Source organism: Klebsiella sp. RC2 (assembly GCF_014192815.1).
GTDB classification, from domain to species: domain Bacteria; phylum Pseudomonadota; class Gammaproteobacteria; order Enterobacterales; family Enterobacteriaceae; genus Klebsiella; species Klebsiella variicola.
The window spans coordinates 233,767-246,622 of sequence record NZ_JACHYL010000005.1 but is presented as its reverse complement, the minus strand read 5'-3'; the positions used below and the strand labels follow the sequence as shown (position 1 = coordinate 246,622).

Below are 12,856 nucleotides of genomic sequence, written 5' to 3'. Positions count from 1 at the left end.
ATGAAATTACGAAATGGAATGAGTTGTGACGCAAAGGAATAACGCTGTGGAAATACAAATATCAAAAAGTGCTTAACGCGCTATTTTTCCGCTATTTAAGAGCAATTGAAATTGTTTAACCGCGGTCACAGTTTCATACTGTACGCGTCAAATTGTCTTGTTCGTGTAAGGACCCCTTATGTTTTCCGCGTTGTGCCGCCGTCTGCTTCCTCTGGCGCTCGGCACCGGTTTTGTTTTCGCCGCCGCCCCCGCATTCAGCGCGCTGGGCGACACCGCCAGTAGCCAGGCTCGTCATATCGCCACCGTCTTCCCGGGACGAATGACCGGAACACCAGCCGAGATGTTGTCAGCCGAGTACCTCCGCCAGCAGTTCGCCCAGATGGGTTATCAGAGCGACGTGCGCAGCTTCAATACCCGCTACATCTATACCGATAACAATCAGCGTAAGAACTGGCATAACGCCACCGGCAGTACGGTGATCGCCGCCCATGAAGGCCAGTCCCGCCAGCAAATCATTATTATGGCGCACCTCGATACCTACGCGCCGCAGAGCGATAAAGACGTGGAGAACAACCTTGGCGGCCTGACGCTGCAGGGAATCGACGACAACGCGATGGGGCTCGGCGTGATGCTGGAGCTGGCGGATCATTTAAAGAATATCCCCACCCGCTATGGCATTCGCTTTATCGCCACCAGCGGTGAAGAGGAAGGTCGTCTCGGGGCGCAAAATCTGCTGCAGCGCATGAGTGAGGCGGAAAAGAAAAATACCCTGCTGGTGATCAACCTCGATAATCTGGTGGTGGGCGATAAGCTTTACTTCAACAGTGGCCGCCGCACGCCGGCCTCGGTGCGTAAGCTAACCCGCGACCGTGCGCTGGCTATCGCCCGCAGCAAGGGGATTGTCGCGGCGACCAATCCAGGACTGAACCCAGCATACCCAAAAGGCACCGCCTGCTGTAACGACGCCAGCGTCTTCGACAGCGCGGGGATCCCGGTGCTGTCGGTCGAGGCAACCAACTGGTCACTCGGCAAAAAGGATGGCTATCAGCAGCGCCAGAAATCCCGCGCCTTCCCGGACGGCACCAGCTGGCATAGCGTGCAGATTGATAATCAGCAGTATCTCGACCACGCGCTGCCGGGACGCATAGAACGCCGCAGCCGCGAGGTAGTGAAAGTGATGCTGCCGCTGGTGAAAGAGCTGGCGAAGGTGGAGAAGAAAAGCTGATACGCACAAAAGAACGCGCGGTATCACCCGCGTGTTCTTCTTGAATTATCACCCAAAGAAAGCGCTAACAGCTTAACCCTCGTGCAACCCGCACTCGCGTTTAAGCCCGAAGAACCGGGTCTCTTCTTCTGCCATGCCTGGTTCCCATTTGCGGGTGGTGTGGGTATCGCCTACCGACAGATAACCCTGATCCCACAGCGGGTGGTATTTCAGCCCGTGCTTTTGCAGGTACTGATACACCGTCCGGTTATCCCAGTCGATAATCGGCAGCACCTTGAACACCCCGCGCTGGATAGCCAGCACCGGTAAGGTCGCCCGGCTACCGGACTGCTCGCGGCGCAGACCAGCGAACCAGGTCTGGGTATTGAGCTCTTTCAGCGCCCGGTTCATCGGCTCGACTTTGTTGATCTCATTGTATTTCTCAATGCCCTCAACGCCCTGCTCCCACAGCTTACCGTAACGCGCCTCCTGCCAGGCGGCGCTCTCCTGCGCCCGATAGACCTTCAGGTTCAGCTTGAGCTTGTCGGTTAACTCATCGATAAACTGATAGGTTTCCGGAAACAGATAGCCGGTATCGGTGAGGATCACCGGAATATCCGGGCGCAGCTGGTTCACCAGGTGCAGACTCACCGCCGCCTGAATGCCAAAGCTGGAAGATAAAGCATACTCGCCAGGCAGATTTTCCAGCGCCCACGCTACGCGTTCTTCGGCGCTGAGCTTCTCCAGCTTCGCATTGGTCTCCGCCAGCGCCAGGATACGTTCCACTTTCGGCAATGCATTAAGCGCGTTTAGATCGAGTACGGACATATAAACCTCGTTTGCCTGTTTTACCGGGCGGCACTGCGTTTGCCCGGCCTACGGGTTTTACAGGCCCGGGTCGCTACGCGCCACCGGGCACCAGGATGTTATTCCCAGAAATCGCGGGCTGGGTCGAGCACCGGGCGAATGATGCCCGCACGCACCGTAAAGTCGCCGAAGCCTTCACCCGCTTCGCGCTCTTTCGCCCAGCGCCCTACCAGTTCGTCTAGCGAGTCGAGAATTTCCGACTCGGTAATATTCTCACGGTACATCCGCGGGATGCGGGTGCCGCTGCGGTTACCGCCAAGGTGCAGGTTGTAGCGCCCCGGTGCTTTGCCCACCAGTCCCACTTCCGCCAGCATCGCGCGGCCGCAGCCGTTCGGGCAGCCGGTGACGCGGGTGACGATATGCTCATCGCTCACGCCGTGCTTGTTCATCACCCCTTCCACCTTGTCGATAAACGACGGCAGGAAACGTTCGGCTTCCGCCATTGCCAACGGGCAGGTCGGGAAGGAGACGCAGGCCATCGAGTTTTCGCGCTGCGGAGTAACGGCATTCATCAGACCATGATCCCGCGCCAGCTTCTCGATCCGCGCCTTCTGATCTTCCGGTACGCTGGCAACGATCAGGTTCTGGTTGGCGGTGATGCGGAATTCGCCTTTATGGATCTTAGCAATCTCCAGCAGGCCAGTCTTCAGCGGACGACCCGGATAATCGAGAATGCGGCCGTTTTCAATAAACAGCGTCAGGTGCCATTTGTCATCAATCCCCTTCACCCAGCCGATGCGGTCGCCGCGGCCGGTGAATTCGTACGGGCGGATCGGCTCAAACTTAATGCCGGCCCGGCGCTCCACTTCCGCCTTGAAGGTTTCGACGCCAACGCGCTCAAGGGTGTACTTGGTTTTCGCATTCTTACGGTCGGTACGGTTGCCCCAGTCGCGCTGGGTAGTCACGACCGCTTCCGCCACCGCCAGAGTATGCTCCAGCGGCAGATAACCGAATTCGCTCGCCGTGCGGGCGTAGGTTTTCTTGTTGCCGTGTTCGATAGAGAGACCGCCGCCCACCAGCAGGTTAAAGCCTACCAGCTTGCCATTTTCGGCAATCGCCACGAAGTTCATGTCGTTAGCGTGCAGATCGATATCGTTCTGCGGCGGGATCACCACCGTGGTTTTAAACTTACGCGGCAGATAGGTCTGACCGAGGATCGGCTCTTCGTCAGTAGTGGCGACCTTTTTCTGATCCAGCCAGATCTCGGCATAAGCGCGGGTACGCGGCAGCAGATGCTCGGAGATCTTTTTCGCCCACTCGTAGGCCTCAGCGTGCAGCTGCGACTCGTACGGGTTGGAGGTGCACAGCACGTTACGGTTCATATCGTTGGCGGTGGCCAGCGCGTCCAGTCCCACCGAGTGCAGCATCTGATGCACCGGCTTGACGTTCTTTTTCAGAATGCCGTGGAACTGGAACGTCTGCCGGTTGGTCAGACGAATACTGCCGTAAATGGTGTTGTCCGCGGCAAACTTATCGATCGCCTTCCACTGGGTGGTGGTGATCACCCCGCCCGGCAGACGGCAGCGCAGCAGCATCGCATGGCGCGGCTCCAGCTTCTGGGCGGCGCGTTCCGCGCGGATATCGCGATCGTCCTGCTGGTACATGCCGTGGAAACGGATCAGCAGGAAGTTATCGCCTTTAAAACCGCCGGTCAGACCGTCGTTTAAATCTTCCGCAATGGTGCCGCGCAGGTAGTTGCTCTCAAGCTTCATGCGCTCGGCATCGGTCAGTTTACCTTCGACCACTAAAGGCCCCGGATGTTTTTCGCTCATTAGTAGACATCTCGCTGATAACGGCGCTCAACGCGCAGCTCACTTAAAAATTCGTCCGCCGCTTCGGCGTCCATCGCGCCGTATTCGGCAATCACTTCCAATAACGTATGCTCCACGTCTTTCGCCATACGATTGGCGTCGCCGCAGACATAAATGTGGGCGCCATCATTAATCCAGCGCCAGAGCTCGGCCCCCTGCTCGCGCAGTTTGTCCTGTACATAGACTTTTTGTTGTTGATCGCGGGACCAGGCCAGGTCAATACGGGTCAGCAGACCTTCCTTCACATAGCTCTGCCACTCTACCTGATAGAGGAAATCTTCAGTGAAGTGCGGGTTGCCGAAGAACAACCAGTTCTTGCCTTGCGCCCCGTCCGCTGCGCGCTGCTGCATAAAGGCGCGGAACGGCGCAATGCCGGTGCCCGGGCCAATCATGATCACCGGCGTCTCCGGGTTAGCCGGCAGACGGAAGTTGTCATTGTGTTCAATAAAGACGCGGACTTCGCCATCTTCTTCCACACGGTCGGCGAGGAAGCTGGAGGCACCGCCAGCCCGGGCGCGGCCTTCTATTTCATAGCGCACCACGCCCACGGTGACATGCACTTCGCTCTCCACTTCCGCCTGTGAGGAGGCAATGGAGTACAGGCGCGGCGTCAGCGGACGCAGCAGACCGATTAACGCCTCGGCGTCCAGCTGTGCCGGCGAGAAACGGACCATATCGACGATCGGCGTCGCAGCAGCATACTGCTGCAGCTGAGCTTTATCGCCCACCAGCGGCAGCAGCGATTCGCTGCGGGTCAGGGTGGCGTAGTTTTCGACGATAGTCGCGGTGTTAACCGTCAGCTCAAAATGCCACTCCAGCGCTTCCGCCAGCGGCAGAGTTTTGCCATCAACGGTTACCGGCTCGTCACCTTTCAGCCACAGCAGCTCCACCAGCTCTTTGACCAGTTGAGGATCGTTTTGATACCAGACGCCCAGCGCGTCGCCCGGCTGATAGCGCAGACCGGAATCACCGAGGTCAATTTCGATATGGCGCACATCTTTTTCGGAATCGCGGCCAGTGATTTTCTGGTTGACCGACAGGGTCGCCGACAGCGGAGCCTCTTTGGTGTACGGGCTGGTATGGATGTCGTTCACCGCGCCGCTGGTGGCCAGCTGGGCGGGCGCGGACACTGGCGCACGGGCTTTCAGCACCTCAACGACGCGCGCGCGCCATTCCGCAGCCGCGGTCTGATATTCGACGTCGGCATCGACGCGATCGAGCAGGCGTTCCGCGCCGAGCTCGGCCAGCTTGCTGTCGAAATCTTTGCCAGACTGGCAGAAGAATTCATAAGAAGTATCGCCGAGGCCAAAGACAGCGAACGCGGTCCCGTCCAGCTTCGGCGCTTTTTTCGAGAACAGGAACTTATGCAATGCGACCGCTTCTTCCGGCGGCTCACCTTCCCCCTGGGTGGACGTCACGACCACCAGCAGTTTTTCCGCAGCAATTTGTTTGAATTTATAATCGCCTGCATTCACCAGCTTCACGTTCAGCTTCGCTGCCAGCAGATCGTCGCGCAGCGCTTCGGCGACGCGGCGGGCATTGCCGGTTTGCGAGGCGGAAATCAGCGTGATCGAGGGCACCTCAGCGGCCTGGGCAGGAACGGCCACAGCCGCGCCGGACTGCTGATTCAGCACGCCCCAGAAATAGCCAGACACCCAGGCAAGCTGAGTGGGCGTGAAGTCAGTGGTGGCCGCCTGAAGGCGCGCCAGTTGCTCCGGGTTGAGCGGCAGCAAGTTGGAAGGTGTGGCCTGTGTCGTCATGCGTCGTTTGTTCCAGTAAGCAAAGCTGTTGTTCGCGCCCTGTCAGCGCGACAAAAACAGAAGAGAATAGAAGGGTAACGGTGCTGATAGTAACAATTAAAGAAGGGATGGAAATAATAAATAACCAAATGGACTAACCTGTTTTAGTTGTAGTTATTAACAACAAAATCGATTAAATAACCACATGAAATATAACCATTTAATTCAGATAACCCAGATAAATGTGTCCATTTTCTGTTCAGGGCCGTTTTAGTTAATGCGAAAAAATGTGCTTTCCGGTACCCTACGGCGGTTTTTTTTCGTCCTGTTGAGAGTCAATGATGTCCACCACGCTGTTTAAAGATTTCACCTTCGAAGCCGCCCACCACCTGCCGCACGTCCCGGAAGGGCACAAATGCGGTCGCCTGCATGGCCACTCCTTTATGGTGCGTCTGGAGATCACCGGTGAAGTCGATCCCCATACCGGGTGGATCATGGATTTTGCCGAGCTGAAGGCCGCCTTCAAGCCGACATACGATCGCCTGGACCACTATTATCTGAACGATATCCCCGGTCTGGAAAACCCCACCAGCGAAGTGCTGGCGAAATGGATCTGGGATGAGATGAAACCGAGGGTACCGCTGCTGAGCGCCGTGATGGTCAAAGAGACCTGCACCGCTGGCTGCATCTATCGCGGCGAGTAAGCGAAAAAAAAGCCCGGTCAGTACGCTGCCGGGCTTTTTTATCAGGCAATATTCAAATATTTGTGCGTCTGCATGGACAGGCGCCAGTTACGGGCGATGCAGGTGTCGATACACAGGCGCGTCGCGTCTTCTTTCTGACTGATCGGCTGCAGGGCGATGATCCGCGGTTTGTCATCGCTCAGCGTTTCCAGCAGTTCGTCCAGCGCTTCGATGTCGCGGACGCGCCCTACCGGATGCTTGATCTCATCCGCCCGCTGCAGAGCCTGCGACAGCACATCATACCCACCACGCATATTGACCTTCGGGGATACCGTCACCCAGGTGTTGTGGCTGCAGCGCACTTCATGGGTGCCGCTGGTTTCAATCTGACAGCTAAAGCCGTTTTGTTCCAGAAGCGAGGTTAACGGCGTTAAATCATGAATGCAGGGTTCACCGCCGGTAATGACCACGTGGCGGGCAGTCCACCCCTGGCGCCCAATAATCGCCAGCAGATCCTCGCTGCTTGCCGGCCCCCACTTATCGCTCTCTTTGGTTTTCGCCAGGATGCTGAACAACGACACTTCCCGATCGGCCAGCGTGTCCCAGGTATGCTTAGTGTCGCACCACGCGCATCCTACCGGGCATCCCTGCAGACGAATAAAAATGGCAGGCACGCCGGTGAAGTAACCCTCGCCTTGCAGGGTCTGGAACATCTCGTTAATCGGGTACTGCATAGTCATCTCTGTTTAGGGTCATAAACGTCCATTATCGCAGATTTCAGCGCACAGGTCTTGTCCTGCGCTGCGATCCCTTTTTTACCCCTTCGTCAATATCCGTGTCGGGAATAATATTATTGATTAAAGAAACAATCTTTTCTTTTGGCTTAATTTATTAGCATGATAAGAATTAAAATAATTAATATTCTGACACGAGGACTGAAAATGTGTAACAGAAAATGTTATTCCTGTCATTCAGGATAAAATAAAAGGTCCAGACAGCAAAATAAAAAACCTTAAAATACAGTGATGTACAAAATGATACATGAAAGAGTGAATTATCTGGCCGATCTGCGAGTCCAATTCAACCCGCCGGTGATAATAACCTTAAACTGGTCTTAATAAATCCCTGATCGGGCCCCTTTTTTATTTAATCGTCGTTTACTTTTGCCCGCCTAGAATCCCGCAGACCAACCATAATGAGATAGCGTTTATGACCACATTATTAATTACCGGCGTTACGGGGTTTCTGGGCGGTGCCGCGTTAGAGAAAATACTCCATCAGGAAACCCGGTTAGATCTGCTACTGCTCGTGCGTGCTGATAGCCCCGAGGCAGGCCTCGAACGGGTCAAAGAGAACATGCGTAAGTTCAACATCGCCGAGGAGAAGCTGGCGATGCTTCACCCGCAGCATATCCTGCTGGGCGATCTCGCTTCTCCGGAGCATTTTCTTAACGATCCGCGCCTCGATCAGGTGACGCATGTCCTCAACTGCGCCGCTGTCGCCTCGTTTGGCAGCAACCCGCTCATCTGGAAGGTTAACGTTGAGGGTACGCTGCGCCTGGCGCAACGGATGGCGCAGGTTGAGGGTCTGCAGCGTTTTCTGCACGTCGGCACAGCGATGTCATGTTCGCCTGAGCCGGATTCACTGGTCGCCGAAAGCGCGGAGTTTCGGGAACGCGCTGAGCACCTGGTGGAATACACCCACTCGAAATCAACCATCGAGCAGTTGATGCAGCAGCATTGCCCTACACTGCCGCTGGTCATTGCCCGCCCTTCTATCGTGGTGGGTCATACCCATCACGGCTGCCGGCCTTCCAGCAGTATTTTCTGGGTGTTCAGCATGGGGCTGATGCTGCAGAAATTTTTATGTTCCATGGAGGACCGAATCGATGTCATCCCGGTGGACTACTGCGCTGATGCCCTGCTGATGCTGCTTAACCAGCCGCTGGCTCACGGCGAAGTGGTGCACATCTCTGCCGGGGAGGAGAATAGCGTGAAGTTTGCCGAAATCGACCGGGCGATGGCTCAGGCCCTCGAACAGGCCCCGGTGGGGGATAAGTACGCCCAGGTCAGCTATGACACGCTGGTCAAAATGCGTCGTGAACTGAAAGGGATATTTGGGCCATGCAATGAACGTCTGATGCTGAAAGCCATGCGCTTATATGGCGCGTTCGCTACGTTGAATGTGCGCTTTAGTAACGACAAGCTGTTGAGCATGGGAATGCCAAAACCACCGCGTTTTACGGATTACATCGACCGCTGCGTGGAGACCACTCGCGGGCTGTCGATCCCCCAGCAAATGGCCGTCGATTTTAAATAATCGCCGACGAGGTAAAAAAAATGCCAGCCCTGAGGCTGGCATTATTATTTCACAAAGACAGGATTATGCCTGGCCTTTGATCTCTTTACGACCGTTGAACGGCGCTTGCTCACCCAGCGCTTCTTCGATACGAATCAGCTGGTTGTATTTAGCAACACGGTCAGAACGGCTCATAGAACCGGTTTTGATCTGGCCTGCAGCGGTACCGACAGCCAGGTCAGCGATGGTCGCGTCTTCAGTTTCGCCAGAACGGTGAGAGATGACAGCGGTGTAGCCAGCGTCTTTCGCCATCTTGATGGCAGCCAGAGTTTCGGTCAGAGAACCGATCTGGTTGAATTTGATCAGGATGGAGTTAGCGATGCCTTTTTCGATGCCTTCTTTCAGGATCTTGGTGTTGGTTACGAACAGGTCGTCACCAACCAGCTGGATTTTGTCGCCCAGTACTTTGGTCTGGTATGCGAAACCGTCCCAGTCAGATTCGTCCAGGCCATCTTCGATGGAGACGATCGGGTACTGTTTGGTCAGGTCTTCCAGGAAGTGAGTGAACTCTTCAGAGGTGAACGCTTTGTTGCCTTCGCCAGCCAGAACGTATTTACCGTCTTTGTAGAATTCAGATGCTGCGCAGTCCATCGCCAGGGTGATGTCTTTGCCCAGCTCGTAGCCAGCAGCTTTAACCGCTTCAGCGATAACAGCCAGTGCTTCGGCGTTAGAACCCAGGTTCGGCGCGTAGCCGCCTTCGTCACCAACGGCAGTGTTCATGCCTTTGGACTTCAGCACTTTCGCCAGGTGATGGAACACTTCAGAACCCATGCGTACGGCTTCTTTCAGGGTCGGCGCGCCAACCGGCTGAATCATGAATTCCTGGATGTCGACGTTGTTGTCAGCGTGCTCACCACCGTTGATGATGTTCATCATCGGAACCGGCATGGAGTATTTGCCCGGAGTGCCGTTCAGTTCCGCGATGTGCGCGTACAGCGGCAGGCCTTTGGACGCTGCAGCTGCTTTGGCGTTTGCCAGAGAAACAGCCAGGATAGCGTTCGCACCGAAGTTAGATTTGTTTTCAGTACCGTCCAGGTCGATCATGATCTTGTCGATGCCAGCCTGATCTTTAGCATCTTTGCCCAGGATTGCCTGAGCGATCGGGCCGTTTACCGCAGCAACAGCTTTGGTTACGCCTTTACCCAGAAAACGGGATTTGTCGCCATCGCGCAGTTCCAGCGCTTCGCGGGAACCAGTAGAAGCACCTGACGGAGCAGCTGCCATACCGACGAAACCACCTTCCAGGTGTACTTCGGCTTCAACAGTCGGGTTACCACGGGAGTCGATGATTTCACGACCGATGACTTTAACGATTTTGGACATTAGGTTTTCCTCAGTACAAGTTAAACTAAAACTCCAGACAAACAATGCACCCAGTTGGGTGCATTGCCGTTCTAACTCTTTTACTTCGCCTGACGCTTCTGGTACTCGCTCGCGGCTTTCACAAAGCCAGCAAACAGCGGGTGCCCATCACGCGGCGTCGAAGTAAACTCCGGGTGGAACTGGCAGGCAACAAACCACGGATGGTTCGGCACTTCGATGATCTCGACCAACTGATCATCCCCGGAACGGCCCGCAACGCGCAGACCAGCAGCTTCAATCGGTTTCAACAACATGTTGTTGACTTCGTAGCGGTGACGATGGCGCTCGGTGATGGTCGGCTCGCCGTACAGCTGGCGCACCAGAGATTCATCATCCAGCTGGCACTGCTGTGCGCCCAGGCGCATGGTGCCGCCCAGATCGCTCTTCTCGGAGCGGACTTCAACGTTGCCATCTTCGTCACGCCATTCGGTAATCAGGGCCACAACCGGGTATTTACAGTCTGGCACAAATTCCGTCGAGTTGGCGTTTTCCATACCCGCTACGTTGCGCGCGAACTCAATCAGCGCAACCTGCATACCCAGGCAGATGCCCAGATAAGGAATATTGTTCTCACGCGCATAGCGCGCGGTGGCGATCTTACCTTCCACACCGCGGTAGCCGAAGCCGCCCGGGATAAGGATAGCATCTAAATCCTTGAGGATTTCGACGCCGCGCGTTTCCACATCCTGCGAATCGATCAGCTTGATGTTGACGGTCACGCGGTTTTTCAGACCACCGTGTTTCAGCGCTTCAATCACCGACTTGTAGGCATCCGGCAGTTCAATGTACTTACCGACCATACCAATGGTGACTTCGCCTGCCGGATTGGCTTCTTCATAGATTACCTGTTCCCATTCGGCCAGGTTTGCTTCCGGACAAGTTAAGCTGAATCGTTTACAAATATAATCGTCCAGCCCCTGAGATTTCAACAGGCCCGGAATTTTATAAATGGAATCGACGTCTTTCAGAGAAATCACAGCCTTTTCCGGAACGTTACAGAACAAAGCAATTTTGGCTCGTTCGTTGGCCGGAACCGCGCGGTCTGAGCGGCAGATCAGGATATCTGGCTGGATACCGATGGAAAGCAGCTCTTTCACGGAGTGCTGGGTCGGCTTGGTTTTGACTTCGCCCGCAGCGGCCATGTACGGCACCAGGGTCAGGTGCATAAACAGGGTATGCTCGCGGCCGATCTCTACCGCCATCTGACGAATGGCTTCGAGGAACGGCAGGGATTCGATATCGCCTACGGTACCGCCGATTTCCACCAGTACGACGTCATGGCCTTCGCCGCCCGCCAGTACGCGCTCTTTGATAGCGTTGGTGATGTGTGGAATAACCTGAACGGTGGCACCCAGATAGTCGCCACGGCGCTCTTTGCGCAGTACGTCGGAGTAGATACGGCCGGTGGTGAAGTTGTTGCGACGCGTCATCTTGGTACGGATGAAACGCTCATAGTGGCCCAGGTCCAGATCGGTTTCTGCGCCGTCTTCAGTAACGAACACTTCCCCATGCTGGATTGGGCTCATGGTGCCCGGATCGACGTTGATATACGGATCCAGTTTCATGATGGTCACGTTGAGACCACGGGCTTCAAGAATGGCTGCCAGGGAGGCTGCGGCAATGCCTTTACCCAGAGAGGATACGACCCCGCCGGTCACAAAAATATAGTTCGTTGTCATGCTGAACCTGAGAAGTTAGGGTAAAACGATGGAATAACCAGGACGGGAAAGTAGTATACCCGAACATGCGTGACGCCACAAACTTTCATTCTTCCCCTCCCCTTCGTTCTTCAAGTTGCACCTGTGTTGCGACTCGAACAACTCGAAGAGGCAGGCTACATGGTGTTTCAACGACATAACGGAAAGAGAAAATAGACGCTTTTGGCGAAATGTTTTTGACGTAAATCAAGCGCTTGTTATTTATAAAATCACACAAATCGCGCTTGATCACGAAAACTCGTTAGAGATCAGTTTCCTGGCGTTTTACTTCCTGCCACACTTCTTCCATGGTATCGAGGTCGATGCCGGTCATTTCCAGGCCGCGGGCGGCGACAATGCGCTCGACCTCGCGGAAGCGACGCTCAAATTTGAGGTTTGCTTTCTGCAGCGCCACCTCGGCTTTGACCCCTAAATGACGGGATAAATTCACCGTGGCAAACAGCAGATCGCCCACTTCCTCTTCCAGTTTTGCTTCATCCACCACCGCCTGCTGCGCTTCATGCATCACTTCATCAATTTCTTCATGCACCTTGTCGAGCACCGGTCCCAGCGAGGTCCAGTCGAAACCGACCGCCGAGCAGCGGCGCTGGATTTTGTGCGCGCGCATTAGCGCCGGCAGGCTATGGGGAATATCGTCCAGCGCCGAGTGCTGGGCTTTTTCCGCCCGCTCCGCGCTTTTGATCTGCTCCCAGCGCGCCAGGACTTCGCTGCTGTTTCCTGCGGTAGCATCAGCGAAAATATGGGGATGGCGACGCTCCAGCTTATCGCTGATGGCAGCGCAGATATCGTCAAAGTTAAAGCGTCCTTCTTCCTGCGCCATTTGCGCATAGAACACCACCTGGAACAGCAGATCGCCCAGCTCACCGCGCAGGTCGTCAAAATCTTCCCGCTGGATAGCATCGAGGACCTCGTAGGTCTCCTCAAGGGTGTAAGGGGCGATAGTGGCAAAGGTCTGCTCTTTATCCCACGGGCAGCCGTTTTCCGGGTCGCGCAGGCGCTTCATAATGCCGAGCAGGCGGTCGATTTGGGTCATGTGAGGATCCTGGAAATGTAAAAAATGGTAGAAATTGATATCGGTTTGCAACTTTTGAGCCCGGGAAAAGCGTTTTTCACG

Annotated in this window: 10 protein-coding genes; 3 read left to right on the top strand and 7 right to left on the bottom strand. The window is 55.4% G+C overall.

Annotated features, from left to right (window positions below; all coding sequences use genetic code 11):
- The first annotated feature begins 178 nt into the window (after positions 1-178).
- Complete coding sequence (locus FHW76_RS17205; RefSeq protein ID WP_012540734.1) at positions 179-1,225, top strand: aminopeptidase; 1,047 nt, start codon at positions 179-181, stop codon at positions 1,223-1,225.
- Between the two features lie 72 nt (positions 1,226-1,297).
- Here the strand turns inward: FHW76_RS17205 and cysH are convergent, their stop codons facing one another.
- From cysH to cysJ, 3 genes are all read right to left on the bottom strand, one after another.
- Positions 1,298-2,032, bottom strand: coding sequence for a phosphoadenosine phosphosulfate reductase (cysH, locus tag FHW76_RS17200; RefSeq protein ID WP_008806238.1), 735 nt, complete (start codon positions 2,030-2,032; stop codon positions 1,298-1,300).
- Positions 2,033-2,130: 98 nt separating this feature from the next.
- On the bottom strand, positions 2,131-3,843 hold the full coding sequence (gene cysI, locus FHW76_RS17195; RefSeq protein ID WP_008806239.1) for an assimilatory sulfite reductase (NADPH) hemoprotein subunit: 1,713 nt from the start codon (positions 3,841-3,843) through the stop codon (positions 2,131-2,133).
- Positions 3,843-5,642, bottom strand: coding sequence for an NADPH-dependent assimilatory sulfite reductase flavoprotein subunit (gene cysJ / locus FHW76_RS17190; protein ID WP_016161724.1), 1,800 nt, complete (start codon positions 5,640-5,642; stop codon positions 3,843-3,845). The genes cysI and cysJ overlap by 1 nt, the downstream gene beginning before the upstream one ends.
- 317 nt (positions 5,643-5,959) lie before the next feature.
- Here cysJ and queD point away from each other — a divergent pair, with 317 nt between their 5' ends.
- A complete protein-coding gene (gene queD / locus FHW76_RS17185) occupies positions 5,960-6,325 on the top strand; it encodes a 6-carboxytetrahydropterin synthase QueD (RefSeq protein WP_012967329.1) in 366 nt (121 codons plus the stop codon).
- 41 nt (positions 6,326-6,366) lie between these two features.
- Here queD and queE read toward each other — a convergent pair whose 3' ends face one another.
- Complete coding sequence (queE, locus tag FHW76_RS17180; protein ID WP_110209680.1) at positions 6,367-7,038, bottom strand: 7-carboxy-7-deazaguanine synthase QueE; 672 nt, start codon at positions 7,036-7,038, stop codon at positions 6,367-6,369.
- A 475-nt stretch (positions 7,039-7,513) separates the two neighbouring features.
- Between queE and FHW76_RS17175 the strand changes: the two genes are divergently transcribed.
- Positions 7,514-8,623: an SDR family oxidoreductase gene (locus FHW76_RS17175; protein ID WP_008806242.1), complete on the top strand. Its 1,110-nt coding sequence runs from the start codon at positions 7,514-7,516 to the stop codon at positions 8,621-8,623.
- Between the two features lie 63 nt (positions 8,624-8,686).
- On the opposite strand, the gene eno is transcribed toward FHW76_RS17175, so the two are convergent.
- The 3 genes from eno to mazG all read right to left on the bottom strand — a co-directional run bounded on the left by eno (position 8,687) and on the right by mazG (position 12,775).
- On the bottom strand, positions 8,687-9,985 hold the full coding sequence (gene eno / locus FHW76_RS17170) for a phosphopyruvate hydratase (RefSeq protein WP_008806243.1): 1,299 nt from the start codon (positions 9,983-9,985) through the stop codon (positions 8,687-8,689).
- An 80-nt stretch (positions 9,986-10,065) separates the two neighbouring features.
- Entirely contained in the window at positions 10,066-11,703 is a 1,638-nt protein-coding gene (pyrG, locus tag FHW76_RS17165) for a glutamine hydrolyzing CTP synthase (RefSeq protein WP_008806244.1), read from the bottom strand.
- 280 nt (positions 11,704-11,983) lie between these two features.
- Complete coding sequence (gene mazG, locus FHW76_RS17160; RefSeq protein WP_047666880.1) at positions 11,984-12,775, bottom strand: nucleoside triphosphate pyrophosphohydrolase; 792 nt, start codon at positions 12,773-12,775, stop codon at positions 11,984-11,986.
- Between the last annotated feature and the right edge of the window lie 81 nt (positions 12,776-12,856).

Bases quoted from the DNA above. Each gene is read 5' to 3' on its own strand.
- cysH (WP_008806238.1), bottom strand. From the start codon at position 2,032: ATGTCCGTACTCGATCTAAACGCGCTTAATGCATTGCCGAAAGTGGAA.
- mazG (WP_047666880.1), bottom strand. From the start codon at position 12,775: ATGACCCAAATCGACCGCCTGCTCGGCATTATGAAGCGCCTGCGCGAC.
- FHW76_RS17205 (WP_012540734.1), top strand. From the start codon at position 179: ATGTTTTCCGCGTTGTGCCGCCGTCTGCTTCCTCTGGCGCTCGGCACC.
- pyrG (WP_008806244.1), bottom strand. From the start codon at position 11,703: ATGACAACGAACTATATTTTTGTGACCGGCGGGGTCGTATCCTCTCTG.
- queD (WP_012967329.1), top strand. From the start codon at position 5,960: ATGATGTCCACCACGCTGTTTAAAGATTTCACCTTCGAAGCCGCCCAC.
- queE (WP_110209680.1), bottom strand. From the start codon at position 7,038: ATGCAGTACCCGATTAACGAGATGTTCCAGACCCTGCAAGGCGAGGGT.
- cysJ (WP_016161724.1), bottom strand. From the start codon at position 5,642: ATGACGACACAGGCCACACCTTCCAACTTGCTGCCGCTCAACCCGGAG.
- cysI (WP_008806239.1), bottom strand. From the start codon at position 3,843: ATGAGCGAAAAACATCCGGGGCCTTTAGTGGTCGAAGGTAAACTGACC.
- eno (WP_008806243.1), bottom strand. From the start codon at position 9,985: ATGTCCAAAATCGTTAAAGTCATCGGTCGTGAAATCATCGACTCCCGT.
- FHW76_RS17175 (WP_008806242.1), top strand. From the start codon at position 7,514: ATGACCACATTATTAATTACCGGCGTTACGGGGTTTCTGGGCGGTGCC.